Origin of the sequence: Aeromonas sp. s10 (assembly GCF_040907975.1) — a bacterium.
GTDB lineage: Bacteria > Pseudomonadota > Gammaproteobacteria > Enterobacterales > Aeromonadaceae > Aeromonas > Aeromonas caviae.
Map to the genome: position 1 here is coordinate 143542 of NZ_JBFOCV010000041.1, position 26913 is coordinate 170454.

General features: G+C 62.4%; 25 protein-coding genes. 14 read left to right on the plus strand and 11 right to left on the minus strand.

What is annotated here, in order from left to right:
- Positions 1–3: 3 nt before the first annotated feature.
- The 7 genes from ribE to glyA all read right to left on the minus strand — a co-directional run bounded on the left by ribE (position 4) and on the right by glyA (position 6309).
- Complete coding sequence (gene ribE, locus AB5Y59_RS15315; RefSeq protein ID WP_010675391.1) at positions 4–474, minus strand: 6,7-dimethyl-8-ribityllumazine synthase; 471 nt, start codon at positions 472–474, stop codon at positions 4–6.
- Between the two features lie 133 nt (positions 475–607).
- Positions 608–1717, minus strand: a complete 1110-nt coding sequence (gene ribBA / locus AB5Y59_RS15320) for a bifunctional 3,4-dihydroxy-2-butanone-4-phosphate synthase/GTP cyclohydrolase II (RefSeq protein ID WP_039040299.1) — start codon at positions 1715–1717, stop codon at positions 608–610.
- A 136-nt stretch (positions 1718–1853) separates the two neighbouring features.
- Positions 1854–2507, minus strand: a complete 654-nt coding sequence (locus AB5Y59_RS15325; RefSeq protein ID WP_041212973.1) for a riboflavin synthase — start codon at positions 2505–2507, stop codon at positions 1854–1856.
- Positions 2508–2562: 55 nt separating this feature from the next.
- Positions 2563–3672, minus strand: coding sequence for a bifunctional diaminohydroxyphosphoribosylaminopyrimidine deaminase/5-amino-6-(5-phosphoribosylamino)uracil reductase RibD (ribD, locus tag AB5Y59_RS15330; protein WP_039040300.1), 1110 nt, complete (start codon positions 3670–3672; stop codon positions 2563–2565).
- A 277-nt stretch (positions 3673–3949) separates the two neighbouring features.
- Positions 3950–4399, minus strand: coding sequence for a transcriptional regulator NrdR (gene nrdR, locus AB5Y59_RS15335; RefSeq protein ID WP_010675395.1), 450 nt, complete (start codon positions 4397–4399; stop codon positions 3950–3952).
- Between the two features lie 134 nt (positions 4400–4533).
- Complete coding sequence (locus tag AB5Y59_RS15340) at positions 4534–4968, minus strand: hypothetical protein (protein WP_214002476.1); 435 nt, start codon at positions 4966–4968, stop codon at positions 4534–4536.
- An 87-nt stretch (positions 4969–5055) separates the two neighbouring features.
- Positions 5056–6309 carry a serine hydroxymethyltransferase gene (gene glyA / locus AB5Y59_RS15345; RefSeq protein ID WP_010675397.1) on the minus strand — a complete coding sequence of 418 codons (1254 nt, stop codon included), beginning with the start codon at positions 6307–6309 and terminating at the stop codon, positions 5056–5058.
- Between the two features lie 341 nt (positions 6310–6650).
- Here glyA and AB5Y59_RS15350 point away from each other — a divergent pair, with 341 nt between their 5' ends.
- From AB5Y59_RS15350 to AB5Y59_RS15400, 11 genes are all read left to right on the plus strand, one after another.
- On the plus strand, positions 6651–6938 hold the full coding sequence (locus tag AB5Y59_RS15350) for a hypothetical protein (RefSeq protein WP_010675399.1): 288 nt from the start codon (positions 6651–6653) through the stop codon (positions 6936–6938).
- Positions 6939–7088: 150 nt separating this feature from the next.
- Positions 7089–7757, plus strand: a complete 669-nt coding sequence (gene torD, locus AB5Y59_RS15355) for a molecular chaperone TorD (RefSeq protein ID WP_167824688.1) — start codon at positions 7089–7091, stop codon at positions 7755–7757.
- A 7-nt stretch (positions 7758–7764) separates the two neighbouring features.
- Positions 7765–8133, plus strand: a complete 369-nt coding sequence (locus AB5Y59_RS15360; RefSeq protein WP_045525778.1) for a hypothetical protein — start codon at positions 7765–7767, stop codon at positions 8131–8133.
- A 106-nt stretch (positions 8134–8239) separates the two neighbouring features.
- Entirely contained in the window at positions 8240–10027 is a 1788-nt protein-coding gene (locus AB5Y59_RS15365) for an EAL domain-containing protein (RefSeq protein WP_368212274.1), read from the plus strand.
- A 175-nt stretch (positions 10028–10202) separates the two neighbouring features.
- Positions 10203–12149 carry an acetate--CoA ligase gene (acs, locus tag AB5Y59_RS15370; protein ID WP_180911416.1) on the plus strand — a complete coding sequence of 649 codons (1947 nt, stop codon included), beginning with the start codon at positions 10203–10205 and terminating at the stop codon, positions 12147–12149.
- 283 nt (positions 12150–12432) lie between these two features.
- Positions 12433–12882 carry a type II 3-dehydroquinate dehydratase gene (gene aroQ / locus AB5Y59_RS15375; protein ID WP_039040307.1) on the plus strand — a complete coding sequence of 150 codons (450 nt, stop codon included), beginning with the start codon at positions 12433–12435 and terminating at the stop codon, positions 12880–12882.
- Between the two features lie 36 nt (positions 12883–12918).
- Positions 12919–13380 (plus strand): acetyl-CoA carboxylase biotin carboxyl carrier protein, encoded by a 462-nt coding sequence (gene accB / locus AB5Y59_RS15380; protein ID WP_010675405.1) that lies wholly within the window; start codon positions 12919–12921, stop codon positions 13378–13380.
- A gap of 15 nt (positions 13381–13395) precedes the next feature.
- On the plus strand, positions 13396–14736 hold the full coding sequence (gene accC / locus AB5Y59_RS15385; protein WP_039040308.1) for an acetyl-CoA carboxylase biotin carboxylase subunit: 1341 nt from the start codon (positions 13396–13398) through the stop codon (positions 14734–14736).
- Between the two features lie 269 nt (positions 14737–15005).
- Positions 15006–15254: a YhdT family protein gene (locus tag AB5Y59_RS15390; protein ID WP_039040309.1), complete on the plus strand. Its 249-nt coding sequence runs from the start codon at positions 15006–15008 to the stop codon at positions 15252–15254.
- On the plus strand, positions 15244–16701 hold the full coding sequence (gene panF, locus AB5Y59_RS15395; RefSeq protein ID WP_042883223.1) for a sodium/pantothenate symporter: 1458 nt from the start codon (positions 15244–15246) through the stop codon (positions 16699–16701). Before AB5Y59_RS15390 ends, panF begins: the two co-directional genes overlap by 11 nt.
- An 87-nt stretch (positions 16702–16788) precedes the next feature.
- Positions 16789–18213 (plus strand): PTS transporter subunit EIIC, encoded by a 1425-nt coding sequence (locus tag AB5Y59_RS15400; RefSeq protein ID WP_104452427.1) that lies wholly within the window; start codon positions 16789–16791, stop codon positions 18211–18213.
- Here the strand turns inward: AB5Y59_RS15400 and AB5Y59_RS15405 are convergent, their stop codons facing one another.
- Positions 18214–19086, minus strand: coding sequence for a LysR family transcriptional regulator (locus tag AB5Y59_RS15405; protein ID WP_042014452.1), 873 nt, complete (start codon positions 19084–19086; stop codon positions 18214–18216). It lies immediately after the preceding gene.
- 100 nt (positions 19087–19186) lie between these two features.
- Between AB5Y59_RS15405 and AB5Y59_RS15410 the strand changes: the two genes are divergently transcribed.
- The 3 genes from AB5Y59_RS15410 to AB5Y59_RS15420 all read left to right on the plus strand — a co-directional run bounded on the left by AB5Y59_RS15410 (position 19187) and on the right by AB5Y59_RS15420 (position 22589).
- Positions 19187–20203 carry a zinc-binding alcohol dehydrogenase family protein gene (locus AB5Y59_RS15410; RefSeq protein ID WP_368212277.1) on the plus strand — a complete coding sequence of 339 codons (1017 nt, stop codon included), beginning with the start codon at positions 19187–19189 and terminating at the stop codon, positions 20201–20203.
- A 531-nt stretch (positions 20204–20734) separates the two neighbouring features.
- On the plus strand, positions 20735–21613 hold the full coding sequence (gene prmA, locus AB5Y59_RS15415) for a 50S ribosomal protein L11 methyltransferase (RefSeq protein WP_221436636.1): 879 nt from the start codon (positions 20735–20737) through the stop codon (positions 21611–21613).
- Between the two features lie 427 nt (positions 21614–22040).
- Complete coding sequence (locus tag AB5Y59_RS15420; RefSeq protein ID WP_368212279.1) at positions 22041–22589, plus strand: sugar O-acetyltransferase; 549 nt, start codon at positions 22041–22043, stop codon at positions 22587–22589.
- Positions 22590–22609: 20 nt separating this feature from the next.
- Here the strand turns inward: AB5Y59_RS15420 and AB5Y59_RS15425 are convergent, their stop codons facing one another.
- The 3 genes from AB5Y59_RS15425 to AB5Y59_RS15435 form a co-directional block, all read right to left on the minus strand.
- A complete protein-coding gene (locus AB5Y59_RS15425) occupies positions 22610–23689 on the minus strand; it encodes a methyl-accepting chemotaxis protein (protein WP_368212280.1) in 1080 nt (359 codons plus the stop codon).
- 538 nt (positions 23690–24227) lie between these two features.
- The gene (locus AB5Y59_RS15430; protein ID WP_010675416.1) at positions 24228–24776 is read right to left on the minus strand and encodes an NAD(P)H nitroreductase; all 549 of its coding nucleotides are present in this window, start codon (positions 24774–24776) and stop codon (positions 24228–24230) included.
- Between the two features lie 107 nt (positions 24777–24883).
- Complete coding sequence (locus tag AB5Y59_RS15435; protein ID WP_368212282.1) at positions 24884–26911, minus strand: FAD-dependent oxidoreductase; 2028 nt, start codon at positions 26909–26911, stop codon at positions 24884–24886.
- Positions 26912–26913 lie beyond the last annotated feature (2 nt).

Genomic DNA, 26913 nt, shown 5'->3' on the forward strand with positions numbered 1-26913 from the left:
TCGTTACACGTCCAGTTGTTTCAGGACGTTGATCATTTCGAGCGCGCTCAGTGCAGCCTCTGCACCCTTGTTACCCGCCTTGGTACCGGCGCGTTCGATGGCTTGTTCAATGTTTTCGGTGGTCAGCACGCCGAAGGCAACGGGAATGTCGTATTCCATCATTACCTGGGCCAGACCCTTGCCGTTCTCGCTCGCTACCAGTTCGAAGTGGTAGGTACCGCCGCGGATGACGGTGCCGAGTGCGACGATGGCGTCGTATTGACCGCTCTTGGCCAGCTTCTTGGCCGCCAGGGGAATTTCGACGGCCCCCGGTACACGCACCAGGGTCAGATTGCTCTCCTGGACCTGACCTTGACGCTTCAGCACGTCCAGCGCGCCGTTCACCAGGCTGTCATTGATGAAGCTGTTGAAACGGGCAACGACAATAGCAACACGCGCCTCGGGAGCGGCGATATTTCCTTCGATAATCTTCATTGGAAATCCTGTCTCTGTGCAATCAATTAGGGGCCGGGCTCAAAAGTGCACGCATTCTAGCACAACAGAGCCGCGACAAAAAACCATGGCCGCAACGGGCGGCCATGGTGATGAATTCAACCGTACGCAGCGCTTACTCGCCGACGTACTCCACCACTTCCAGACCAAAGCCACCGAGGGCATGGTACTTCTTGGGAGAGCTCAACAGGCGCATCTTGCCGACCCCCAGCGCCTTGAGGATCTGGGAGCCGACGCCGACCCGGCGCGAGGTACCCTGCCACTTGGCCCCTTCCGGTGCCAGCCCCTTGTCGGCGGCTTCAAAACCCTTGACCCTGGCCAGCAGCTCGGCGCCATGGGCTTCCGCCCCCAGGATCACCAGCACCCCGCCCTCGTCGGCGATGCGGGCCATGGATTTGGGCAGCGGCCAGCTGCGGGCGCTGTGGCGGTCGGTGAGCAGCAGATCGCTCAGCACGTCGTGCAGGTGCACCCGTACCAGGGTCGGCTGGTCGGCCTTCACGTCCCCTTTCTTCAGGGCGAAGTGCACCTGGTTGTCGATGGTGTCGCGGAAGGTGACGAGGTCGAACTCGCCGTATTCGGTGGGCAACTTGCACTCGGCCACTTTCTCTACCGTGGTCTCGTGCTGGTTGCGGTATTCGATAAGGTCGGCAATGGTGCCGAGCTTGATGCCGTGCTGCTCGGCGAAGATCTCGAGATCCGGGCGCCGGGCCATGGTGCCGTCTTCGTTGAGGATCTCGACGATGACGGAGGCAGGCTCGAAGCCAGCCAGCCGGGCCAGATCGCAGCCCGCTTCGGTGTGGCCGGCGCGGGTCAACACACCGCCATCCTGCGCCATCAGCGGGAAGATGTGGCCGGGCTGCACCAGATCAGCGGCCTTGGCATGGGGCGCCACCGCGGCCTGTACAGTGACGGCGCGGTCGGCGGCGGAGATGCCAGTGGTCACCCCTTCCGCCGCCTCGATGGAGACGGTGAAGGCGGTGGAGAACTGGGCATTGTTGCGATCGACCATCAGCGGCAGCGCCAGCTGCTTGCAGCGATCCCGGGTCAGGGTCAGGCAGATGAGGCCACGACCGTAGCGCGCCATGAAGTTGATGTCTTCCGGGCGGACACAGGAGGCGGCCATGATCAGGTCCCCTTCGTTCTCCCTGTCTTCGTCATCCATCAGGATCACCATCTTGCCAGCCTTGATATCGGCAATGATTTCCTGGGTCGTGCTCAGCGCCATGGGCTACTCCATCAACATGCTTGGGGATTGAGCCAGTCGGCTCGACTTGATACTGCGTATTGTGCTCTAGATGGGGGCACGCGGCCCCGTTTCAATCCGCGCGGGATCACAGAACCGCGTTTTCCCGTAAAACGGCTCACAAGAATCCGGACTGGGCCAGCTTTTCCAGGGTCAGGGTAGAGGCACTGCTCTGCTCGCGCTTGCCCGTCATCAGCCGCTCCAGATAGCGGGCTATCTGGTCCACCTCGAGATTGACCCGGTAGCCGGGTTTCCAGCGGGCGATGGTGGTCTCCTGGGCGGTGTGGGGCACAATGGTCAGCCGGAACAGATCCCCCTGAACCGCATTGACGGTGAGGCTGATGCCATCCACCGCAATGGAGCCCTTCTCGGCGATGTAGCGCGAGAGCTCCCCCGGCGCCTTGATCCAGTATTCGATGGCGCGGCCGCTGGACGATTTGCTCTTCACCTCGCCGATGCCGTCCACGTGGCCAGAGACCAGGTGGCCGCCGAGGCGGGAAGTGGGCATCAACGCCTTCTCGAGGTTGACCGGATCCCCCACCTTGGCGGCAGAAAAACCGGTGCGGGAGAGGGTTTCCAGGGAGACGTCGGCGGTGTAGCTGTGATCCCCAAGCGCCACCACGGTGAGACAGACGCCGTTGGTGGCGATGGAGTCGCCCAGCTTGACGTCACTGAAGTCCAGGGTCGGCGCGTGCACGGTGAGGGCCATGTCCTCCCCCTGGCGACGCAGCTCGGCCAGGGTTCCCACCGCTTCGATAATTCCGGTAAACATGCAGATCACCTTGCTGATGACGGGGGCGATGGATGCCCCCGTGAACATTGAAAAATCAGGCTATTTTCGCAGTGATGCGAATATCCTGGCCAAGCATGCGCACATCCTTGAGGTTGAGTTTGGGGGCCTGGAACAGCCGGGTCAGCCCCGGCAGATGGAACAGGCCGCGCCCCTCATCCCCCATCAGTTTGGGCGCCTGATAGAGCACCAGCTCGTCCACCAGCCCCTTCTCCAGCAGGGCGCCGCACAGCCGCGGCCCCGCCTCCACCAGTACCGAGTTGACGTTCTGTTTGGCCAGCAGCATGAACAGACTGACCAGATCCAGCTTGCCATCCAGCAGCGGCACTTCCAACTGCTGCACCCAGGCGGGCCACTCACCGGATGCCTTGTGGCGGGCCAGCAGTACCGGGCTCTCGCTCTGGAACAGGGGCAGATCCGGGGTGAGCCGGTTTTGCGAATCCACGATGACCCGCAGTGGCTGGCGCAGGGTCTCTTTGGGATAGACCGCCTTGACCGAGGGGGGCAGCTCGTCCCAGCGCACGGTGAGGGAGGCACCATCCGCCAGCACGGTTTCGGCGCTGGAGAGGACCGCATCGTGACGGGCCCGCAGCCGCTGCACGTCCCGGCGCGCCTCCGGAGAGGTGATCCACTGGCTCTCGCCACTCGCCATGGCGGTGCGACCATCCAGGCTCGCCCCCAGCTTGACCGTCACCAGCGGAAACGCGGTGCGCATCCGCTTGAAGAAACCGGGATTGAGGGCCTCGGCTTCCGCGGCCAGCAGGCCGAAATCGGTCTTGATCCCCGCCTCGGAGAGCATCCGCAGGCCGCGCCCGCCCACCTGGGGATTGGGATCCACCATGGCAGCCACCACCCGGGTCACCCCGGCCTTGATGAGCGCCTCGGCGCAGGGCGGCGTGCGACCATGATGGGAGCAGGGCTCCAGGGTCACATAGGCGGTGGCACCGCGGGCCTCTTCCCCTGCCGCGTGCAGGGCATAGACCTCGGCATGGGGCTCACCGGCCCGCTTGTGCCAGCCCTCCCCCACCACCACGCCGGCCTTCACCAGCACGGCGCCGACGCAGGGGTTGGGAGCCGTGGTGTAACGGCCGCGCCGGGCCAGTTCGAGGGCCCGGCTCATCCATTGGTAATCGTCTTGACTAAACATCCGGGCTCCTGTGTCCAGCAACCTGTCCCCCGTGGCACGGCCATCCGATGGGACAAGAAAATAGGGTGTACGCGCTTGCAGCACGCCTTCTCGGGCAGATCGGCCATGGCATCTGACGCCATGGCGACGGGCACACACATCGCAGGATGCGGCCGCACGCCTTCATACTTTTTCACCAGTGCAACGATGCGCTATCTAGATATCTCACTGGTGTAACAACTGGCGCTGCCGCGACGGCAGGCCCTCTCTTATTCACATAGGGAGCGACAGGCCGGCGTTACTTCTCCAGCTTGGCGATCTCTTCCCCGAATTCGCGAATGTCTTCAAAGCTGCGGTAGACGGAGGCAAAGCGGATGTAGGCCACCTTGTCCAGGCTCTTGAGCTCATCCATCACCAGATTGCCCACCAGCTGGGAGGCCACCTCCCGCTCACCGGTGGCCCGCAGGCGGGACTTGATGTGGTTGACCGCCTTCTCGATGGCCTCCATGCTCACCGGCCGCTTCTCCAGCGCCCGCAGAATGCCGGCACGCAGTTTGTCTTCGTTGAAGGGCTCGCGGGAGCCGTTGGACTTGATGACGCGGGGCATGACCAGTTCGGCCATTTCGAAGGTGGTAAAACGCTCGTGACAGAGCAGGCATTCGCGACGGCGGCGCACCTGATGGCCCTCGGCCACCAGACGGGAATCGATCACCTTGGTATCAACGGCACTACAGAAAGGGCAATGCATCTGACCTCCGGCGTGGATGAAAATGGGCGCGAGCCCCGGGGGCTGGCGCTAGGCCGGCCAGTGTAACACGGCCATCCAGAACCGGTAAAAGCCCATGAAAACAAGGGACAACCAGACAGACCTTCGGGCAGGACTCAGTCGTCATAGGGCAACGCCTCGGGGTCGCAATCCTGGTAATCGGGGGCAGGATCCGCCGCGAACCGGCGAGCAGCCACATGGCTGTGACCCAGCATCAGCGCCTTGCCCACCCGGTGCATGCCATCCATCACCCGACCGGCGCTGTCCAGCAGGATGGGATAGGCGAGATCCGCCGCCATCATGAGCTGGCAATGCGCCACCACGCTGCGCACCGTGGGACTGGCGGCGTTATGGCCGTACCAGTGCACCTGATCGAGCTCGGCAATCTCGCCAAGCGGCACCGCCTGCACCGGCAGGTTGCGGCTCAGCCGGATCAAGCGGCGCACATCCCAGGCCAGCAGCCCCTGTTCGCTGGCGCGAAGGTGGTACTGGGCGCGAACCGTCTGCCGCAGTGACGCCTCCAGCACGTCCTCTTCCATGTCATCGCACATGATCACCTCTGTCTCATCTTGCCAGACGCTGCAAAAAACAATGCCACCCGAGGGTGGCATTGGTCTTCAACCTGAAGGTCAGGCTGATTATGCGTAGACCGGGAAGCGGCGGCAGATGTCCAGCACCTTCTCGCGCACGGTCGCCAGCACTTCTTCGTTGTCGTGGCTGTCCAGCACGTCGCAGATCCAGTTGGCCAACTGGATGGACTCGGCTTCCTTGAAGCCGCGGCGGGTGATGGCCGGGGTGCCGATACGCACGCCGGAGGTCACGAACGGGGAACGCGGGTCGTTCGGTACGGAGTTCTTGTTGACGGTGATGTTGGCCTTGCCGAGGGCTGCGTCAGCATCTTTGCCGGTCAGCTCGCGACCGATCAGGTCAACCAGCATCAGATGGTTGTCGGTACCGCCGGAGACGATCTTGTAGCCGCGCTCGATAAAGGTCGCCGCCATGGCCTTGGCGTTCTTCACGACCTGGGCCTGGTAGGTCTTGAACTCGGGCTCCAGCGCTTCCTTGAAGGCCACGGCCTTGCCGGCGATGACGTGCATCAGCGGGCCGCCCTGACCACCCGGGAAGACGGCGGAGTTCAGCTTCTTGTACAGATCTTCGTCGTCGGCGGCGGAGAGGATCAGACCACCGCGCGGACCGGCCAGGGTCTTGTGGGTGGTGGAGGTGACCACGTGAGCGTGGGGCACCGGGTTCGGGTAGACGCCGGCGGCAATCAGACCGGCTACGTGGGCCATGTCCACGAACAGGTAAGCACCGATCTTGTCGGCGATCTCGCGCATGCGGGCCCAGTCGACGATGCCGGAGTAGGCGGAGAAGCCGCCGATCATCATCTTCGGCTTGTGCTCAACGGCCAGGCGCTCCATCTCGTCGTAGTCGATCTTGCCGGACTCGTCGATGCCGTAGGGGATGATGTTGTACAGCTTGCCGGAGAAGTTGACGGGGGAGCCGTGGGTCAGGTGACCGCCGTGGGCCAGGTTCATGCCGAGCACGGTGTCGCCTGGTTGCAGCAGGGCCATGTAGACGGCGCTGTTGGCCTGGGAGCCGGAGTGCGGCTGCACGTTGGCGTAGGTGGCACCGAACAGCTCTTTGGCGCGCTCGATGGCCAGGGTTTCAACCACATCCACATACTCGCAACCGCCGTAGTAACGCTTGGCCGGGTAGCCTTCGGCGTACTTGTTGGTCAACTGGGAGCCCTGGGCTTCCATGACGCGGGGGCTGGTGTAGTTCTCGGACGCAATCAGCTCGATGTGCTCTTCCTGACGACGGGTCTCGTCTGTGATGGCCTGCCACAGCTCTGGATCATAGCCGGCGATGGTCATGTCACGTTTCAACATCCGTTTATCTCCTGAAAATCGTTTGCGCGATAGGTGAAGTGGGCCCGCGCATTGTAACGTGAGCTGGATCAAAGAGACAGTCCAACCACCCAAAAAATTGTTTATAAAATGTAAAATACGTCGCAAATTTCGAATCCCGCCCCCTGGCTTCGCTCATCCCCCCGGCCTCCCCACACCAGCAATCCGGCTCCAGCCATCGTCCCCGCTTCCCGGGCAAGGCGATGAAAACCAGAGCCAGATCATGGATATAGCATTTACTAACAGATAACATCTTTAGGCCATGGGACATCTGCACGAGCGGGTGTCGCTCCCTGCCATCCCGGAACACAAGGGGAAACGCCATGATGGATCATCTGATGCTGTTCGTGATTGTCGCGGTCTTCGCTCTCTTCTACTGGGTCTACTACACCGCCAGCCGCAAGGGTGCCTGCACCGCCAACTGGGAGACACTTCCCACCCGGGAGCAGTACCTGGCGGCCCATCCCGGCGCCGCCGACGGGGATCTCATTTTCTGCATCCATTGCGGTCATCATCAGCAGCGGGAGGTCGGCCTGGTGCACCAGATGGATTACCGCCGCCAGCACATCTGCCCCCGTTGCAAGCAGGTGCTCTATCGCGTCGAGGAGTAGGTCGGCCTCCTCGTCGCCCACGGCGATCCCGCGATAGCGCCCCCCTCTCCTGGCGCTATCCGGCCAAAAGGCCCCATGAGTTTCCTTTATTTTTAAAGTCGTTAGAATCGGGGGCCATCAAGGCTCCCGATTGTCATCCACGGAGGAAAAATGCAGGAATTCATGGCGACCAGCGAACGCCGGGCCGAGCTTTACTGGTGGTTTTCCACCCTGTTTGCTGCCGAACTCAGTGATGCACAGATCGCTGAATACGACACCTATGACGTGCGCAGCTTCTTGAAGAGCCTCTCCACCCTCGATCCCATGCGCGAAGCCGTGGCCGAGCTCAACGACGCCATCGCCCGCCTGCTGGTGCGCCCCGAGCGCCAGACGGCCCTGGCCGCCGACTTCGCCGGCCTGTTCCTGAGCGCTCCCGGGCAGGGTGCCCTGCCCTACGAATCCCTCTACCGGGGCGAAGACAAGCAGCTGATGCAGGCACCCATGACCGAGATGCAGGCACGCCTCGATCGCCTCGGCATCAATGTCAGCGACAAATACAATGAGCCTGCCGATCATCTGGCCATCGAGCTGGACCTGATGGGCAGCCTCATCATCCGCGCCGCCGAGTCGACCACCGCCGACCAGCGCGAGGCGTGGCTTGGCGAGCAGGAGTCCCTGCTGCACGGCCACCTGCTGGGCTGGTTCGAGCGCTTCGAGCAGGCCTGCCGGGCCGCCGACAAGTTTGGCTTCTACGGTGCCAGTGCCCGCCTGCTGGGGGTGTTCCTCAAGATGGACGCCAACTACCTCTCCCTGGTCAAACCGGCACCGTCCGCCGACTGAGCCCGGCATGAAGACAGCCCTGCTTCTTATCGCATGCTGGCTGCTGGCCCTGATCCCGCTGGATCAGGGTCTCACTCCCCTCGTGACGCTGCTGTTCAACCCGGACCGCGCGCTCTACGGCACCGCCCAGCTCACCGGCTTTGCCGGCATCCTGCTGACCCTCTACCTCGCCAATCTCGGGGTGGAAGTGGTGCTGCGTCGCCGCTTCCAGATAGCGGGCATGCTGGCCCTGCTCGCCGCCTGGACAGATTTCATCAACAGCAGCGGCACCGAGAGCCACTGGCTGGTGCTCTACGCCATGGCGTTGCCGTTTCATCTGGTGGGCTGGCTGGTATTTGTTCGCGGGATCCAGGCGTTTGGCCGCCAGAAAGGCTGACATCTCGTTGATTTCACACCCTTCTCACACTTTCTTTCTCTCCTGACACTTCCTGCCATACTGACACAGTCGTCCAAATGACAAAGCAATCAATTCAGGAGCCTCCATGGAAAAAGTGCTACCCGAATCGGTTCCGACACGGCATTTGTCAGGCCCGCTCTCTCCCCACGAGTTGCAACAGCTGTTCGCCCAGGCGCCCGTCGGGATTGGGGTCTTCGATCACGAATTCAGGTGTCGCGACGTCAACGGACGCTTTGCCGAACTGACCGGCCTCGCGCGGGCAGAGCACCCGGGCAAGACGCTGTTCGACATTGTCCCTGCCCAGACTCCCCAGCTGCTCCCGCTGTTTCAGCAACTGCGGCAAGGTCCCCCCCGATGCACATTTGAGGTGGAAATGGTCGGTCTCTCCCGCGCGGCCTCCCCGGCACGCTGGCAAGTGAGCGTCAGCTCCGTGCTGGATGAGGAGGGCACCTTCAGCGGCATCTTCCTCGTGATGAGGGAATCCGCGCAGACAGGCCCCCACCTCGACGCACCCGCGTCACCCGGCCTGCAGGAGATGACCCACCGCCATGCACTGCGTCTCTATCAGGCCGAAGCCCGCTTGCAGCACCTCTCCTATTACGATCCCCTCACCGATCTCGGCAATCGCCATCTGCTGCAAGAGCGCCTCACCCTGGAGATAGAGACGGCCAGGGTGAACCACCACGTCCTGGCGCTGCTGTTCATCGATCTCGACGGCTTCAAGCTCATCAACGACAACCTGGGGCACAGTGCCGGCGATCTGCTGCTCAAGCTGTCGGCAGACCGCATTCGCCACTGTCTGCGCCCCGGAGACATCGCCATCCGGCTGGGGGCAGACGAATTTCTGGTGTTGCTGCCCGCCATCAGGGAGACCCAGGATCTGCTGGGTCTCATCGAGGGGTTGCAACGCAGGCTGCACGATCCCGCCGACATCGGCCAGGAGCGGGTGAGGCTCTCCGCCAGCATCGGCGTCTCCCTCTATCCGGAGCATGGCCAGACCCCGGACAGCCTCATCAGCGCGGCGGACAACGCCATGCATGAAGCCAAGCGCCGTGGCCGCAACGGCTATCTGTTCCACTCCCCCGACATGACGGCACAGACCAGGGAGCGGATGCTGCTGGAGCAGGGACTGCTCAAGGCCATTGAGCAGCAACAGTTTCGCCTGCTCTACCAACCCATGACGGATCTGGCGGATGGTCATCTCAGCGGCCTGGAGGCCCTGATCCGCTGGCAGCATCCCAGCCTTGGCATGATATCCCCGGACCGTTTCATTCCGGTGGCAGAGGAGTGCGGTCTCATCGAACCACTGGGCGAATGGGTGATGCGCACCGCCTGCCGGCAAGGGCAGCAGTGGCTAGCCGAAGGGCTCGCCGTGCCCCGGCTCTCGGTCAATGTGTCGGTCAGGGAGATGCGTTCCCACGACTACGTGGAGCGGGTGACAGCCATTCTGGCCGAGACCGGTTTTCCTGCCGAACGGCTGGAGATCGAGGTGACCGAGAGCATCATCCAGAGCGTGGATCACAGTCTGCGGCTCTTCACCCGTCTCAAGGCGCTGGGGGTGCAGATCGCCATCGACGACTTCGGCACCGGTTTCTCCTCCCTGAGCCTGCTCAGGAGCCTGCCCATCGATCGCATCAAGATAGACAGAGCCTTCGTCCAGGCGTTGCCCGACGACAAGCACAGCCGCGAGCTGTGCCGTACCATAGTCCAGCTGGCCAGCTCCCTCGGCATGGCCGTCACGGCGGAAGGCATAGAAACCCAGCCCCAGCGCCAGTTCCTGCAATCCCTGCGTTGCGAAGAGGGACAAGGCTACCTGTTCAGCCATCCCCTGCCAGAACCCAGCCTGCCTCCCCTGCTCCCCCTCCGCCATTGAGCCTTGGCCGCGCCACCACGCAAGCAAAGAAGGGAGCCCATGGCTCCCTTCTGCTTCATCATCATGGCTTCCCGCCCGCTATCTTCGTCGCTATCCAAAAGTCTAATTGCCCTCGGGAACCAAAGGTATAAGTTGTTACTCAATCATTAAGAAAATGTATTCACAGGAGTGAGAGATGAGCGAGAGCAAGGTCTACCCGGTCAAGGCCCACATCGGCAACGGCGCCCTGCTGGACAAGGAAGGTTATGAAGCCATGTATCAGGCATCGGTGCAGGATCCGGACGCCTTCTGGGGGGAGCAGGGCAAGATCCTCGACTGGATGACCCCCTACACCCGCGTCAAGAACACCTCCTACGATCCGGGCCACGTCTCCATCAAGTGGTATGAGGATGGCCTGCTCAACGTCTCGGCCAACTGCCTGGACCGCCATCTGAGCGAGCGCGGCGACAAGGTCGCCATCATCTGGGAAGGGGACAACCCGGCCGAAGATCGCAAGATCACCTATCGCGAACTGCACGCCGAAGTATGCAAGTTTGCCAACGTGCTCAAAGCCCAGGGGGTCAAGCGTGGCCACATGGTCTGCCTTTATATGCCCATGGTGCCGGAGGCGGCCATCGCCATGCTGGCCTGTACCCGCATCGGGGCCGTGCACAGCATCGTCTTCGGCGGCTTCTCGCCGGAGGCGCTCTCGGGCCGCATCATCGACTCCGGCGCCTCCGTCGTCATCACCGCCGATGAGGGGTTGCGAGGCGGTCGCCCCATCCCCCTCAAGAAGAACGTGGATGAGGCCCTTACCCACCCGGATACCAAGGTCAGCAAGGTGATCGTCCTCAAGCGCACCGGTGGCAACGTGGCCTGGCACGAGCACAGAGACATCTGGTGGCATGATGCGGTCAACGCCGCCAGCCCGGATTGTCCGCCCGAAGCCATGGGCTCCGAAGATCCCCTGTTCGTGCTCTACACCTCCGGCTCCACCGGCAAACCCAAGGGTGTGCTGCACACCACGGGCGGCTATCTGGTCTATGCCGCCCTCACCTTCAAATACGTGTTCGACTACCACGAAGAGGACATCTACTGGTGTACCGCCGACGTGGGTTGGGTCACCGGTCACTCCTATCTGGTCTACGGGCCGCTGGCCAACGGCGCCACCACCGTCATGTTCGAAGGGGTGCCCAACTACCCGGCTACCAACCGCATGAGCCAGGTGGTTGACAAGCATCAGGTCACCATCCTCTATACCGCCCCCACCGCCATTCGCGCACTGATGGCCAAGGGCAAGGAGGCTGTCGAAGGCACTTCCCGCACCAGCCTGCGCATCATGGGGTCGGTGGGTGAACCCATCAACCCGGAAGCCTGGGAGTGGTACTACCGCACCATCGGCGACGAGCGCTGCCCCATCGTCGACACCTGGTGGCAGACCGAGACCGGCGGCATCCTCATCACTCCGCTGCCCGGCGTCACCGCCCTCAAGCCCGGCTCGGCCACCCGTCCCTTCTTCGGAGTACAGCCTGCTCTGGTGGACAACCTGGGTGAGCCGCTGGAGGGCGCCACCGAGGGCAACCTGGTGATCACCGACTCCTGGCCCGGCCAGATGCGTACCGTGTTCGGAGATCACGAGCGCTTCGAGCAGACCTACTTCTCCACCTTCCCGGGTCGCTACTTCACCGGCGACGGTGCCCGTCGCGACGAGGACGGCTACTACTGGATCACCGGCCGGGTGGATGATGTACTCAACGTCTCCGGCCACCGCATGGGCACCGCCGAAATCGAGTCCGCTCTGGTGGCCCATCCGAAGATCGCCGAAGCGGCGGTGGTGGGTGTTCCCCACGAGATCAAGGGACAGGGCATCTACGCCTATGTCACCCTGATCGCCGGGGAAGAGCCGAGCCGCGAGCTGCACAAGGAAGTGAAGGAGTGGGTGCGCAAGGAGATTGGCGCCATCGCGACCCCGGACGTGATCCACTGGGCCGAAGGGCTACCCAAGACCCGATCCGGCAAGATCATGCGCCGCATCTTGCGCAAGATCGCCACCGGCGAAACCGACAGCCTGGGGGATATCTCCACCCTGGCGGATCCGGGGGTCGTGGACAAGCTGATCCGCGAGAAGTCGGAAGCTGCGTGAGTCTCTTCCCCACGTCAACAGAGCCGGCCACGTGCCGGCTTTGTTGTCTTCGGGATCCGGACAGGGCAGAGTTCGGTGGTAGGCAGGGCTTGCGGGCAAACAAGGCCAATAAATAGCCAGATGTAGAGATTAGACCAGTAAAATGCTGCTAATTTTCACGAAATCAATATAATTGCGAAATCTGTGTGTCAGGGCACACCGATTTGTGCAAAAATTGGCTAGATTTTTGGTAGTCCAAAGATAGCTGATAGATAGCAGCATAATCATCGAGGATGTACTCAATATGTCGCAACATCACCGAATCCTCCTGCTTAACGGCCCCAATCTGAATCTGCTGGGCAAGCGGGAACCGGGAATCTACGGCAGCAAGACGCTCGATGAGATCGTCGCCGATCTGACGCGCAGCGCCAGCGAACTCGGTGTCACCCTGGAACATCTGCAATCCAATGCCGAGCACGAGCTGATCGGCCGCATCCATCAGGCCATGGGCCAGGTGGATTTCATCATCATCAATCCCGCCGCCTTCACCCATACCAGCGTTGCCCTGCGCGATGCCCTGCTGGGTGTGGCCATCCCCTTTATCGAGGTTCACCTGTCAAACGTTCATGCCAGGGAGCCCTTCCGCCATCACTCCTATCTGTCTGATGTCGCCAAGGGGGTGATCTGCGGGTTGGGTGCCGATGGTTACCAATTCGCTTTAACCGCGGCCGTGCATCAGTTGCGCGCGGCTTGATAATCACTGATCAGATAAAGAAGAAAGAGAATGCTAATGGATATCCGCAAAATCAAGAAGCTGATTGAACTGGTTGAAGAGTCCGGCATCGCCGAGCTGGAAATCTCCGAAGGGGAAGAGTCCGTTCGCATCAGCCGTAATTTCTCCGGCCAGGTTAGCGTTGCCCCGCAGATGATCATGCCCCAGGCCGCAGCTCAGGTTGCCGCACCGGTTGCCGCTGCTCCGGCAGCAGCCGCTGCGCCTGCTGCCGATGCCGCCCCGAGCGGTCATCTGATGCGCTCCCCCATGGTGGGCTCCTTCTACCGCTCCTCCAGCCCGGAAGCCAAGCCGTTCGTGGAAGTCGGTCAGCACGTCAATGTCGGCGACACCCTGTGCATCGTCGAAGCCATGAAAATGATGAACCAAATCGAGTCTGACAAGGCCGGCGTGATCAAAGCGATCCTGGTTGAAAATGGTCAGGCCGTCGAGTTTGACGAGCCGCTGTTCATCATCGAATAAGGGAAAATGCCACCCATGTTGGACAAAGTTGTCATCGCCAACCGCGGTGAAATTGCCCTGCGGATCCTGCGCGCCTGCAAAGAGCTCGGGATCAAGACAGTGGCCGTTCACTCCACTGCCGATCGGGAGCTCAAGCATGTGCTCCTGGCGGACGAAACCATCTGCATCGGCAAACCTGCCAGCGGTGAGTCCTACCTCAATGTGCCGGCCATCATCGCCGCCGCCGAGGTGACCGGTGCCGTCGCCATCCACCCGGGCTACGGCTTCCTCTCCGAGAATGCCGACTTCGCCGAAGTGGTCGAGAAATCCGGCTTCATCTTCATCGGCCCGCGCGCCGAGACCATTCGCCTGATGGGTGACAAGGTCTCTGCCATCGAGGCGATGAAGAAGGCGGGCGTGCCCTGCGTACCCGGCTCCGACGGCCCGGTGGACAACGATGCCAAGCGCAACGCCGCCATCGCCAAGCGGATCGGGTATCCGGTGATCATCAAGGCCGCCGGTGGCGGTGGTGGTCGCGGCATGCGCGTGGTGCGCAACGAGGCCGAACTGGCCTCCGCCATCGCGCTGACCAAATCCGAAGCGGGCCAGTTCTTCAAGAACGACATGGTCTACATGGAGAAGTACCTGGAGAATCCGCGCCACATCGAGATCCAGGTGCTGGCTGACGGTCAGGGTACCGCCCTCTATCTGGGTGAGCGGGACTGCTCCATGCAGCGCCGTCACCAGAAGGTCGTGGAAGAGGCGCCGGCCCCCGGCATCACCGAGGAGATGCGCAAGTTCATCGGTGAGCGCTGTGTGCGCGCCTGTCTCGAGATCGGCTACCGCGGTGCGGGTACCTTCGAGTTCCTGTACGAGAACGGCGAGTTCTATTTCATCGAGATGAACACCCGTATCCAGGTGGAACATCCGGTCACCGAGATGGTCACCGGCGTCGACCTCATCAAGGAGCAGCTGCGCATTGCCGCCGGTCAGCCCCTGTCGATCACCCAGCAGGACATCCGCATCCGTGGCCACGCCATCGAGTGCCGGATCAATGCCGAAGATCCGGCCACCTTCCTGCCCTCTCCCGGTCTCATCCAGCGCTTCCACGCGCCGGGCGGCCTGGGCGTGCGCTGGGAATCCCACATCTATGCGGGTTACAAGGTCCCCCCCTACTACGACTCCATGATCGGCAAGCTGATCTGCTACGGGGAGAACCGCGACGTGGCCATCGCCCGCATGCGTCACTCCCTCGACGAGCTGGTGGTGGAAGGGATCAAGACCAACATCGCCCTGCAAAAAGAGATCATGAAGGACGAAAACTTCCAGCACGGTGGCACCAACATCCACTACCTGCACAAGAAGTTGGGTCTGTAATGGCTTGAGACCCGACCCATTGAGCACGGTGGCAGCACAGAGCAGCCACCACCTGCACAAGAAGTTGGGTCTGTAATGGCTTGAGGCCCGACCCATTGAGCACGGTGGCAACACAGAACAGCCACTACCTGCACAAGAAGTCGGGTCTGCAAAGACCCCTTTCATCGGGATATTGCGTGATCCACCCGGATCGCCAACGTAAAAAAGGGCCATGGCGACATGGCCCTTTTTTGTTATTCTTGCGCCCCGCTCACTCGTCGGAGGCCACAGTGAACCGTTTCGCACTCGCCCGTCGGGAAGCAGCCTTCTGCCTGCTGCTGACCCTGCTCTACTTTGTCGCCTGGTATGGCTCGGCTTATTTCATCCCCGAGGATCTCGAGCTGTGGGACCTGCCTCTCTGGTTCCTGCTCAGTTGCATCCTGATGCCGCTGCTGTTCATCGGCCTCTGCGCCCTCATGGTGGATCGCCTGTTTGTCGATATTCCCCTGGATAGCGAGGTACCACCCCATGAATCTTGAGCTGATGCTGCCGCTCTGCATCTACCTGGTGCTGGTACTGGGGGTCGGTTTCTGGGCCAGTCGCCACCGGACCGGCGGCAACTTCATGCAGGAGTACTTCATCGGCAACCGCAGCATGGGGGGGCTGGTGCTCGCCATGACCCTGGTGGCCACTTATACCTCTGCATCGTCCTTCATCGGCGGGCCGGGTGCCGCCTACAAGGTCGGCCTCGGCTGGGTATTGCTAGCGATGATCCAGTTGCCCACCGTCTGGCTCACTCTGGGGGTGCTTGGCAAGAAGTTCGCCATCATCGCCCGCCGGGTCAACGCGGTGACCATCAACGACATGCTGTGGGCCCGCTACCAGAGCAGGGCGGTGGTCGTGCTGGGCTCGGTCACCATCATCCTCGCCTTCATCGCCACCATGGTGGTGCAGTTCATCGGCGGCGCCCGCCTGCTGGAAACGGCGACCGGCCTCAGCTATCAGCAGGGGCTCTTCCTGTTTGCCAGTTGCGTGCTGCTCTACACGGTGATCGGCGGCTTTCGCGCCGTGGTGATGACGGATGCCCTGCAGGGCATCGTCATGCTCATCGGCACTGGCGCCCTGCTGGCGGGCATCCTCATCGCCGGTGACGGGTTGCCGAATCTTGTCCACCAGCTCAAGGAGATAGATCCCAAGCTGGTGAGCCCCCAGGGGGCTGGCGACATGCTGACCCAGCCCTTCATGCTGAGCTTCTGGGTGCTGGTCTGCATCGGGGTGGTGGGCTTGCCCCACTCGGCGCTGCGCTGCTTTGGCTACCGGGACAGCAAGGCGCTGCACCGGGGCATCCTCATCGGCACCATCGTCTGCGCCCTGCTGATGTTCGGCATGCACCTGGCCGGGGCACTGGGCCGCGCCATCCTGCCCGGCATGGACAGCCCGGACAAGATCATGCCCTCCCTGATGATGGAGGTGCTCCCCCCCTGGCTGGCCGGGGTCTTCCTGGCCGCCCCCATGGCGGCCATCATGTCCACCATCGACTCCCAGCTGATCCAGGCCTCCGCCACCCTGGTGAAAGATCTCTACCTCAATTACCTCAACCCCAGGCAGGAGAAGCTGGAGGTCCGGGTGCCGCGCCTCTCCCTGCTCTGCACTCTGATCCTGGGTACCCTGGTGCTGCTGGCGGCGCTCCAGCCCCCCGAGATGATCATCTGGCTCAACCTGCTCGCCTTCGGCGGCCTGCAGGCGGTCTTCCTCTGGCCCCTGGTGCTCGGCCTCTACTGGTCCAGGGCCAACGGCCCGGGAGCCCTGGCCAGCATGGTCTGCGGCATCCTCTGTTACGGTACCTTGAGCCAGTGGGGGATCAAGGTGGCCGGCCTGCACGCCATCGTCCCGAGCCTGACCCTTGGCCTGGCAGCCTTTGTCCTGGTCAGCCTGCTCACTCCTGCCCCGGATCAGCGTGTCCGTCGATTGTTTGATCAAAATTAAGAAAAGGATCAATAAAGGAAGGCTCGCCTATTCCCAAATGGGGGCTCACGGGTAAAATGTGCGCCACGTCACAAATACCGTGCCCCCATGCCAGTCCAGAACGCCAGAAAGATCCTGACCCAGTCCTTGCAGCGCCTCGGCTATGCCCTGTTGCTGCCCGTCTCCATCCTGCCCCTGGCCGCCCTGCTCCACCGGCTCGGCCAGCCGGACGTGCTGGATCTCGCCGTGCTCTCCCTCGCCGGTCGCGCCCTGTTCAGCCAGATGCCGCTCATCTATGCGGTGGCCATCGCCTTCGGGTTGAGTCGCCAGGGGCAAGGAGCTCAGGCGCTCGCCGGTGCGGTCAACTTCCTGCTGCTGAGCTCGGCGCTGGGCACCCTGGTGCCCGGGCTGCATGCGGACATGATCTGCGGCCTGCTGGCCGGGCTCGTCACCGCCATGGTCTGCTCCCGGGCCCGCGCTCTGCGGCTGCCGGGCTGGTTGCGCCCCCTGCAGGAAGATCTGCCGGGCATGTTGCTCTCGGCGCTGGCCTGCCTGCTGCTGGTGATCCCCCTCTCCATCCTCTGGCCGCTGCTGGAACAGGGGCTCACCCTGCTCGCCTCCGATCTGCTCACCACGCCATTTGGCGCCTTCTGCTACGGCGTGCTGAACCGGCTGCTGATCCCCCTCGGTCTGCACCAGGTGCTGGGCAGCCTCATCGGGCTCGGGGAGAGCAACCTGCAAGCCCTCTCGACCGCCCAGCCACTGCATGAAGGCTATGTGGCCGGGCTCTATCCGGTCATCATGTTCGGCCTGCCCGGTGCCTGTTTTGCCATCTGGATCCATCGCCAGCGGATGCAGCAACTGCCCCAGGGAGGGCTGCTGCTCACCCTGGCGCTCACCTCGGCACTGGTGGGCATCACGGAGCCCATCGAGTTCCTGTTTGCCTTCACCGCTCCCTGGCTATTTCTGGCCCATGCCCTGCTGACCGGGCTGTCGCTGGCCATCTGCAGCGGGCTCGACATCCAGGTGGGCAGCTACTTTTCTGCCGGATTGCTGGATCTGGTGCTGAGCTACCACGCCGGTCTGCACAGCTTCTGGCTCATCCCCCTGGGCATCCTCTTCTTCGTCGTCTATGCCCTGCTCTTCTCCCGGCTGCTGGAACACGCCCCCCTCAGTCTGCCGGGCAAGCCCATCGCCGAGGATCTCTCCCGGCTCGCGACCGTGGCCCCCACCGATCCCCAGATGCTGGCTATCCAGTACCTCAAGATGCTGGGGGGCATGGACAACCTGCAGGCCATGAGCGTCTGCCTGACCCGCCTCAGCCTGCGGGTTCGCGACATGGCCCTGGTGGATCAATCCTGCCTGGCCAGACTGGGCTGCCTCTCCTGGGTCGTGCTCAACGAACATCAGCTGGTGCTGGTGCTCGGCCCCCATGCCGGCCTCATCGAAGGGCAGATCCGCATGCTGGCGGAACGCCAGTCGGTCCCGCTCGGTCTCGAACCGGCTCAGGCTCCCCTTGGCCAGCACCAGTGATCAGGCAAAGGGAAGACGCTCGGCCACGAAGTCCATCAGGCTGCGAAGGGCGGGGGCCAGGTGTTCCCGGCTCGGGTAGATGAGATAGAAGGGGTTCACCGGAACCAGGAGATCCGGCAGCACCTTGAGCAGTCGCCCCGCCGCCAGATCGTCGCCGCAGACATGGGCCGGCAGCAGGGCAATCCCCCCGTCATGGAGTGCCAGCTCCCGCAGCGCCAACAGGCTGTTGCTCTGGCAGGCCCCGCGAGGGCGCCAGCCCCCCTCCTGCAATGGCCACACCGGCAAGGAGCCATGTACCAGGCAGGCGTGTCCGGCCAGCTCCGAGAGTTGGAGCGGCGTCCCGTTGGCCGCCAGGTAACCGGGAGATGCCACCAGATGGCGCGCCACCTGGCCGATGCGCCGGCAGATGAGGCTGGAATCTTTCAGCGGCGCCGCCCGCAGCGCCAGATCGTAACCTTCCCCCACCAGATCCAGCTGTTCATCGCAAAGGGTCAGCTCCAGCACCACCTCGGGGTAGAGGGCGCGAAATTCGGCCAGTATCCTACCAAGCAGCAAGGTTCCCGTGGCTTCGGGAGCAGTGATCCGCACCCGCCCTCCAGGAGCCGCGCGCAACCGCGCCATCGCCAGATTGGCGCTGCGCGCCAGTGCCAGCAGCTCCTGACAATGGGCCACATAGACCTCCCCCTGGGGCGTCAGGCTGAGCCTGCGGGTGGTGCGTTGCAGCAACCTCACCCCGAGCCGGGATTCGAGGCGCGAGATCTTCTGGCTCACCGAGGACTTGGGCATGCCGAGCACCTCGGCCGCTCCGGTGAAGCTCCCCTGCTCCACCACGGTGGCGAACAGTCCCATCAACTCCAGTTCGACATTGTTCATATATTCAAACAGTCTTTACCAATTACCCATCTTAATCTTGATAATCATCCAGACTAGAGTGAGTGGCAATCCCGAACACTGCTATTTGAAAGGAGAAGCCATGAAAGCCATCGCCCTGACTCACTATCTGCCAAGCAACCACCCCCACTGCTTCATCGAGAGCGATCTGCCCGATCCGACACCGGGCCCGCGGGATCTGCTGGTACGGGTCAACGCCACCTCCATCAATCCGGTCGACACCAAGGTACGCGCCCCCAAGGACAAGGTCGAAAGCAGCCCCCGCGTGCTGGGCTGGGACGCCGTGGGCGAGGTGATCGCCGTCGGTAGCGACGTCACCCTGTTCAAGGCCGGTGACAGGGTCTGGTATGCCGGCGACATCAGCCGCCCGGGCAGCAACAGCGCCCTGCAACTGGTGGACGAGCGCATTGCCGCCATCGCCCCAGTCACCCTGACCGATCTGGAAGCTGCCGCCCTGCCGCTCACCGCCATCACCGCCTGGGAAACCCTGTTCGAGCGCATGAGCCTCACCCGCGAAAGCACCGGGCGACTGTTGATCATCGGGGGCGCCGGTGGAGTCGGTTCCATCGCCATCCAGCTCGCCCGCCAGCTCACCGGCATGGAGGTGATCGCCACCGCATCGCGCCCCGAAACACGGGAGTGGTGCCTGGACATGGGGGCCCACCAGGTGGTGAGCCATCACCATCTGCAGGCGGAGCTCAAGGCGCTCGGCATCAGCGAGGTGGATGCCATCTTCTGCACCAACGCCACCGAGCAGCACTGGAACACCATGGCCAGCCTCATCCGTCCGTTTGGCCACATCTGCACCATCGCCGAGTCCAGTGACCCCTGGGATCTGGGTCTGCTCAAACCCAAGAGCGTCACCTTCAGCCAGGAGTTCATATTTACCCGCTCCCTGTTCCAGACCCCGGACATGATCGAGCAGCACAACCTGCTCGGCCGGGTCGCGGCCCTGATCGATGAAGGGGTGCTCAAGACCACCCTCAGCAAGGTGGTGCCCGAACTGACGCCCCTCACCCTGGCCCGGGCTCATGCCGAACTGGAAGCGGGTCGCATGGTGGGCAAGCTGGTGATCGACATGAGCGGTTTCCATCGCTGAGGTGCCGCCAGAGCGGGTATCGTCGTCCTGACTATTCCCTTGTAGGTAAATAAATGCACCATCATGGGGTGAAATCACCAGTGACAAGCCCCAAGAGTGCACAGCCCCGCAGGTGACCTTTGTCCCTGACGGGGCATCTCTCCCGAAAAAACCATAAAAAAGAGGCCATCCCGTCGGGATGGCCCTAAAAACCTGAACGTTGGGGTAACAATCACACACATATCCTTATGCAGGACATCTGTAACTTTGCAGATAGCGTGCCAATCTCTGCTTTTCCCTCCCAATTAACCGCTTTTCAGCGCACCGGCATAAAAAAAGCCACCCGAAGGTGGCTGAAAAAAGATGACGGAACTTCATAGAGCAAAGCATTCAGCGGGAACAAGTTGCTTCCCGTCACCCATGAAGGAATACATTAACCGTGCCAACTTGGCAGAGTTACCTCCCTTCCCCATGAGGCCATGGTCAAACCACGACAGCACGGGCCCATGATGATAGAATCCCGCGGTTTCACATTTATGAAGAGCCGACGCCATGCCCTGGATACAAATTCGAATCAACGCCACTGCCAAGACCGCAGACAAGGTGAGCAACATGCTGCTGGGGCGTGGGGCCCAGGCGGTGACCTTTATGGATGCCAAGGATGTGCCCGTCTATGAGCCCATGCCCGGTGAAACCCCGCTCTGGGGCGAGACCGAAGTAATGGGACTGTTCGATGCCGAAACCGATCCGGCTCCCACCATCACCTTCTTCCAGCAGATCTTCGGTGAAGACGTGGGCTACAAGGTCGAACAGCTGGAAGACAAGGACTGGGTGCGCGAGTGGATGGATCACTTCCACCCCATGCAGTTCGGCGAGCGGCTCTGGATCTGTCCGAGCTGGCGCGACGTGCCGAACCCCGATGCGGTCAACGTCATGCTGGACCCGGGCCTGGCCTTCGGTACCGGTACCCACCCCACCACGGCGCTCTGCCTGCAGTGGCTGGACGGGCTGGATCTGGCCGGCAAAACCGTAGTCGACTTTGGTTGCGGCTCCGGCATCCTCGGCATCGCCGCCCTGAAACTGGGGGCCGCCCGTGTCATCGGTATCGACATCGATCCTCAGGCCATCCAGGCCAGCCGTGACAACGCCGAGCGAAATGGCGTAGCCGACCAAATTGAACTCTACCTGCCGGAGGATCAACCGCAAGACGTCGAAGCGGACGTGGTGGTCGCCAACATCCTGGCCGGCCCGCTGCGGGAGCTGGCGCCGCTTATCGCCGGCCACGGCAAGGCGGGCAGCCTGATGGCCCTCTCCGGCGTGCTGGAAAGCCAGGCGCCAGAGCTGGAGACCATCTATGGCCAGTGGTTCGAGATGGACCCGACTGCGGTGAAGGAAGAGTGGTGCCGCCTCTCCGGCCGCAAACTCGGCTGATAAGCAACAAGCCACGGCAGTTGCCAACCCATCAGCCGCACACTCGGCTGATAAACAACAAGCCACGGTGGCTGCCAACCCATCGGCCGTAAACTCGGCTGATAAGCAACAAGCCACGGCAGTTGCCAACCCATCGGCCGCACACTCGGCTGATAAGCAACAAGCCACGGTGGCTGCCAACCCATCGGCCGCAAACTCGGCTGATAAGCAACAAGCTACTGTGGCAACCAACCCATCGGCCGCAAACTCGGCTGATAAACAACAAGCCACGGCGGCAACACTTAGGTCGCTGAACGACAAGGGCACCCCAGGGTGCCCTTGTCGTTTCCGGACGCCGTTCTCCTTCTGCCCACTCTGGGGAGAGCCTCACGCTTCTCTGCCCCCCGATGGCTTATCCTCTCTTCCTCCACCCCATCGAGGCCCAGCCATGACCGAATACGAGAAGATGATCGCCAACCAGCCTTACAACTGCATAGCGCCAGAGCTGGAGCTGTTGCGCCGGGAGACGGCCCGCCTGTACCGCCGCTTCAATCGTAGCGACGAGGAGGATGAACAGCTGGCGCTGCTGCTGCAGATCGTCGGCGAGCTGGCACAGGGTGCCTTCATCTGCCCACCCTTCTACTGCACCTATGGCCGCCACATCCACCTTGGCAAGGGTAGCTACATCAACATGGGGGCCACCCTGCTGGACAATGCCCCCATTCACATCGGTGCCGAGGTGATGATTGGGCCGAACGTGCAGGTCTACACCGCCGCCCATGCGCTGGACGCCAATGAGCGCATTCAGGGGGTTGAGACGGCGCTGCCGGTCACCATCGAAGACAGGGTCTGGATAGGCGGCGGCGCCATTCTGCTGCCCGGCGTCACCATAGGGCGGGAAGCCGTCGTGGGTGCGGGCTCGGTCGTGACCAGAGATGTACCGGCCGGTGCCAGGGTGGCAGGCAACCCGGCACGGCTGCTGCCAGTCAAAGGTTGAGCGGAAGGCCCGAGGCTCGCTCAGGCGCTTTCCAGCAAGCGGTCGATCCAGTGCACCACCTGCATGCTGGCGTTTTCCATGGTCTTGAGCTGCTCGACCATGCTTTTGATATCCCCCTGCTCGCGCGCGTGCAGGGCGGCCTTGCCGCTCTCATGGACCCGCTTGTGGGGCCCGTCCAGTTCACGAAAGCCCGGCTTGTGGGCGAAGAGCTCGGCACCCTGCCCCTCGAAATACCATTTGCCCAGCCTGCACTGAGCGTGGTCGCTCACCGGCTCGTGAAAATGCTGCTGATCGATGAGCCGATAGATGGTGTTCTTCCAGACGGCGTGATCCAGCTTGGTGGTATTGAGGAAGGAGGTGGAGGCCGCGCTGTGGATCACCTGCTGCATCCGGCCTGATTGTGCCAGCACCTGGGTCACCACCACATCGATCTGGGAGGAGGAGGTCGCCACCTCGGCGGCACTGGCCTGGTTGTCATCGATGATGGACTTGATCTCCTGCGCCTGGGCCACTATCTGCCTGACCAGCACCTCGATCTGGCTGCTGGCTTCATGAGCCTTGCTCGCCAGCTGACGCACCTCATCGGCGACCACGGCGAATCCTCGACCAGCTTCACCGGCCCTGGCCGCCTCGATGGCCGCATTGAGTGCCAGCAGGTTGGTCTGATCCGAAATGCCCTGGATGGCGGTCACGAACTGGTTGATGGCGGATGTGCTGGCATCGAGCTGATGGACGGCTGCGAGGCTGCGAGCCGCCTCATCCGTGATGGCATGGGCGCGATCGGAGAGACGGGTGATGGCGCCACGGGTCTGGGCAAAGAGCTGATCCAGCTCGCAGAGCGCTCCCTTTTCCGCCATCAGGTGTTCGGCACTGCCGGCCAGCGCTTCCCGCACGCTCTGCAGCATCTCACCTCCCTGATTCTGGCAGGAGATCACCTGATTGAAGAGATCGCCACGTTCCCGGCTAGTGCGCTGCATGTGCTCGTATTCACCGATGGTGGCACGCAATTCGGCCAGCTCGCTCTGGTGCTGCTGCTCTTTGAGAAGCATCGCCTCCCTGAGCTGTTGATTCTCTTTTTCAAGCTTGCGGTTGAACCACATATGGCCTCCGGATGGCAAAGGTGCGGACAGTCGATGTCAAAGGGAAGCCTCTGACTCTCTTGTCTCTGCCGATGCTGGCGGATCCCGGGCCGGATTTCACCTACAAATGCAGGATATTTGAACCTGATCCTGATTCCAATCGAGGCCACATCAATGACTGTGCAAAAGATCGCCACAAAGAGGCCGGGTGAGGTAGAGAAGAGGCAGAGGAGAAAGAACGCTGACGTGCCGATCCCGCAAAAAATGAAGCCCAATGTCATCAAGACGTTGGGCTCTAAAAAGGTGCTACGGAATTGCGACTCTCATCGCAGAAAATTAGAAGGGGTCACCTTCTAAACTGGCAGTGGGATAATAACGTGGCGCAAACGTTTTACATAGCGTAATAAACCAGGAGTGAGAAGAATCTCTCACAATTCAAAAAATGTCCGGCCAACCCCCTTCTACCCTCTTGGCAAGTGCGTATTTATCAGTACAGCCTGACGGCTTTGTCAGAAAACAAAAAAGCCCTGAATAATCAGGGCTTTTGGCGTTCTGTGCTTCAGAAGCTGCGCACGAAGTCCTGAATGGGCAACTCGCGCAGCTTGCGGGCCTCCAGCATGGGGGTGCCAAGGTAGAGGAAGCCCACCAGTTGATCCTCCGGTGCCAGCCCCAGTGCACCATGGATCTGCTCGTCGAAGATGAACCAGCCGGAACGCCAGATGCCGTTGAAGCCCTGGGCCTGGGCCGCCATCTGCATCGCCATCAGGGCGCAACCGGCAGAGAGCTCCTGCTCCAGTTTCGGTACCTTGGGGTGCGCCTGATAACGGGTCGCCACCGCGATCACCAGGGGAGCACGCAGTGGCGCGGCGCGGCACTTCTCGACACTGTCCGCATCCTCGCCACGGGCATGGGCGGCATCGGCCAGCAATGTCCCCAGGCGCTCACGCCCCTCCCCTTCGAACAGGATGAACTGCCAGGGGGTCAGAGTGCCGTGATCCGGCGCCCGCAGCCCGGCCTTGAGGATATTGTCGAGCACTTCGCCACTCGGGGCAGGCTCGGCCAGACGACCACAGGAGTGGCGATTGAGTAACAGATGGAGGGCATCCATGGGGCAGTTCCTTGTCAAAGGCGATGATGGAGCTACCTTAGCACAGCACTGGATGAAGAAAACCCCTGGGGTTCAGGGGTTTGTCAGGATACGAAAGGGTCGGGAGGCTAGATGACGGCAGCCAGCTCCGCCCCTTGCCGGATGGCGCGTTTGGCATCCAGCTCGGCGGCCACGTCGGCACCGCCGATGATGTGCACCGGCTTGCCAGCAGCCTGCAGACCAGCCTGCAACTCCTTGAGGGGTTCCTGTCCGGCACAGATGATCACCTGATCCACCGGCAGGCACTGCTGTTGGTCGCCCACCTGGATGTGAAGCCCGGCATCGTCGATACGCAGGTACTGGACGCCGGAGAGCATCTGCACCTTGCGATTCTTGAGCACGGTGCGATGGATCCAGCCGGTGGTCTTGCCAAGGCCGTCGCCCACCTTGCTCTCCTTGCGCTGGAGCAACCAGATCTGGCGCTCGGGGGCATCGATTTCGGGGGTAGTCAGGCCGCCGCGCTCACCCAGTTGCTTGTCGATACCCCACTCCTTGAGCCAGTGATCGCGATGGTTTTCAGCATCCGGCGATCCTCTCTTTTCCACCAGGTATTCGGCCACATCGAAGCCGATACCGCCGGCGCCGATCACCGCCACCTTCTCGCCCACCGGCTTGTGATCACGTAAGACATCGAGGTAGCTCAACACCTTGGGGTGCTCGATACCCGGAATGTTGGGAGTGCGCGGGCGGATGCCGGTGGCGAGGATCACCTCGTCAAAACCGCCGCCCAAGAGGCTCTCAGCACTCTGGCGCTGGCCCAGATAGAGCTCGACGCCGCACTTCTCAAGCCGTTTGGCGAAGTAGCGCAGGGTCTCGTGAAACTCCTCCTTGCCCGGGATCTGCTTGGCAAAGTTGAACTGGCCGCCGATTTCGCTCGCCTGATCGAACAGGCTTACCTGATGGCCCCGCTCGGCGGCGTAGCAGGCAAACGCCAGCCCCGCAGGACCCGCCCCCACCACCGCCAGCTTCTTGGGCTGGGGCACCCGGCCAAACGTCAACTCGGTCTCGAAACAGGCGCGGGGATTGACCAGGCAGGAGGCACGCTTTTGCTTGAACACGTGGTCGAGGCAGGCCTGGTTGCAGGCGATGCAGGTGTTGATCTCGTCCGCCCTGTCTTCAGCCGCCTTGATGACGAATTCGGGGTCCGCCAGGAAGGGGCGCGCCATGGAGACTATGTCCGCCTCGCCGCCCGCCAGGATGCGCTCCGCCACCTCGGGGGTGTTGATGCGGTTGGTGGTGATGAGGGGCACCTTGAGGTGCTTTTTCAGCTCGGCGGTCACCCAGCTGAAGGCACCGCGCGGCACGCTGGTGGCGATGGTGGGAATGCGCGCCTCGTGCCAGCCGATACCGGTGTTGATGAGGGTCACCCCCACCTGCTCTAGTGCCCGACCAAGTGCGATCACTTCCTCAAGGGAGGAGCCCTGCTCCACCAGATCCAGCATGGAGAGGCGGAAGATGATGATGAAATCCGTGCCCACCCGCTCACGGATGGCGCGGACAATCTCCACCGGGAAGCGCATGCGGTTTTCGCTGCTGCCGCCCCAGCCATCGGTGCGCTTGTTGGTGCGTTCGCAGATGAACTGGTTGATGAGATAGCCTTCCGACCCCATCACTTCGACCCCGTCATAACCGGCCGCCTTGGCCAGCGCCGCAGTGGCGGCGAAGTCGCGGATGGTGCCGCGGATCTGCCGCTCGCTCATGGCCCGCGGCTTGAACGGGGAGATGGGAGCCTTGAGGGCGCTCGGCGCCAGGCTGAACGGATGGTAGGCGTAGCGGCCCGCATGAAGGATCTGCAGCGCTATCTTGCCCCCTTCCCGGTGCACTGCCTCGGTCACCTTGCGGTGTTTGGCTACCTGCCAGGGAAAGCTCAGCTGGGAGCCGTGGGGCACCAGCCGCCCCCGCAAATTGGGGGCGATACCGCCGGTCACGATGAGACCGACCCCGCCACGGGCCCGCTCACCATAGAAGGCGGCCAGCTTGTCAAAGCCCCCCTTTTCCTCCTCGAGGCCGGTGTGCATGGACCCCATCAGTACGCGGTTGCGCAACTGGGTAAAACCCAGATCGAGGGGGGTCAGCAGCGTGGGATAACGGCTCATGA

Excerpts from the sequence above, each read along its gene's own strand:
- ribE (WP_010675391.1), bottom strand. The coding sequence starts at position 474 with ATGAAGATTATCGAAGGAAATATCGCCGCTCCCGAGGCGCGTGTTGCT.
- ribBA (WP_039040299.1), bottom strand. The coding sequence starts at position 1,717 with ATGGCGCTGAGCACGACCCAGGAAATCATTGCCGATATCAAGGCTGGC.
- AB5Y59_RS15325 (WP_041212973.1), bottom strand. The coding sequence starts at position 2,507 with ATGTTTACCGGAATTATCGAAGCGGTGGGAACCCTGGCCGAGCTGCGT.
- ribD (WP_039040300.1), bottom strand. The coding sequence starts at position 3,672 with ATGTTTAGTCAAGACGATTACCAATGGATGAGCCGGGCCCTCGAACTG.
- nrdR (WP_010675395.1), bottom strand. The coding sequence starts at position 4,399 with ATGCATTGCCCTTTCTGTAGTGCCGTTGATACCAAGGTGATCGATTCC.
- AB5Y59_RS15340 (WP_214002476.1), bottom strand. The coding sequence starts at position 4,968 with ATGTGCGATGACATGGAAGAGGACGTGCTGGAGGCGTCACTGCGGCAG.
- glyA (WP_010675397.1), bottom strand. The coding sequence starts at position 6,309 with ATGTTGAAACGTGACATGACCATCGCCGGCTATGATCCAGAGCTGTGG.
- AB5Y59_RS15350 (WP_010675399.1), top strand. The coding sequence starts at position 6,651 with ATGATGGATCATCTGATGCTGTTCGTGATTGTCGCGGTCTTCGCTCTC.
- torD (WP_167824688.1), top strand. The coding sequence starts at position 7,089 with ATGCAGGAATTCATGGCGACCAGCGAACGCCGGGCCGAGCTTTACTGG.
- AB5Y59_RS15360 (WP_045525778.1), top strand. The coding sequence starts at position 7,765 with ATGAAGACAGCCCTGCTTCTTATCGCATGCTGGCTGCTGGCCCTGATC.
- AB5Y59_RS15365 (WP_368212274.1), top strand. The coding sequence starts at position 8,240 with ATGGAAAAAGTGCTACCCGAATCGGTTCCGACACGGCATTTGTCAGGC.
- acs (WP_180911416.1), top strand. The coding sequence starts at position 10,203 with ATGAGCGAGAGCAAGGTCTACCCGGTCAAGGCCCACATCGGCAACGGC.
- aroQ (WP_039040307.1), top strand. The coding sequence starts at position 12,433 with ATGTCGCAACATCACCGAATCCTCCTGCTTAACGGCCCCAATCTGAAT.
- accB (WP_010675405.1), top strand. The coding sequence starts at position 12,919 with ATGGATATCCGCAAAATCAAGAAGCTGATTGAACTGGTTGAAGAGTCC.
- accC (WP_039040308.1), top strand. The coding sequence starts at position 13,396 with ATGTTGGACAAAGTTGTCATCGCCAACCGCGGTGAAATTGCCCTGCGG.
- panF (WP_042883223.1), top strand. The coding sequence starts at position 15,244 with ATGAATCTTGAGCTGATGCTGCCGCTCTGCATCTACCTGGTGCTGGTA.
- AB5Y59_RS15400 (WP_104452427.1), top strand. The coding sequence starts at position 16,789 with ATGCCAGTCCAGAACGCCAGAAAGATCCTGACCCAGTCCTTGCAGCGC.
- AB5Y59_RS15405 (WP_042014452.1), bottom strand. The coding sequence starts at position 19,086 with ATGAACAATGTCGAACTGGAGTTGATGGGACTGTTCGCCACCGTGGTG.
- AB5Y59_RS15410 (WP_368212277.1), top strand. The coding sequence starts at position 19,187 with ATGAAAGCCATCGCCCTGACTCACTATCTGCCAAGCAACCACCCCCAC.
- prmA (WP_221436636.1), top strand. The coding sequence starts at position 20,735 with ATGCCCTGGATACAAATTCGAATCAACGCCACTGCCAAGACCGCAGAC.
- AB5Y59_RS15420 (WP_368212279.1), top strand. The coding sequence starts at position 22,041 with ATGACCGAATACGAGAAGATGATCGCCAACCAGCCTTACAACTGCATA.
- AB5Y59_RS15425 (WP_368212280.1), bottom strand. The coding sequence starts at position 23,689 with ATGTGGTTCAACCGCAAGCTTGAAAAAGAGAATCAACAGCTCAGGGAG.
- AB5Y59_RS15430 (WP_010675416.1), bottom strand. The coding sequence starts at position 24,776 with ATGGATGCCCTCCATCTGTTACTCAATCGCCACTCCTGTGGTCGTCTG.
- AB5Y59_RS15435 (WP_368212282.1), bottom strand. The coding sequence starts at position 26,911 with ATGAGCCGTTATCCCACGCTGCTGACCCCCCTCGATCTGGGTTTTACC.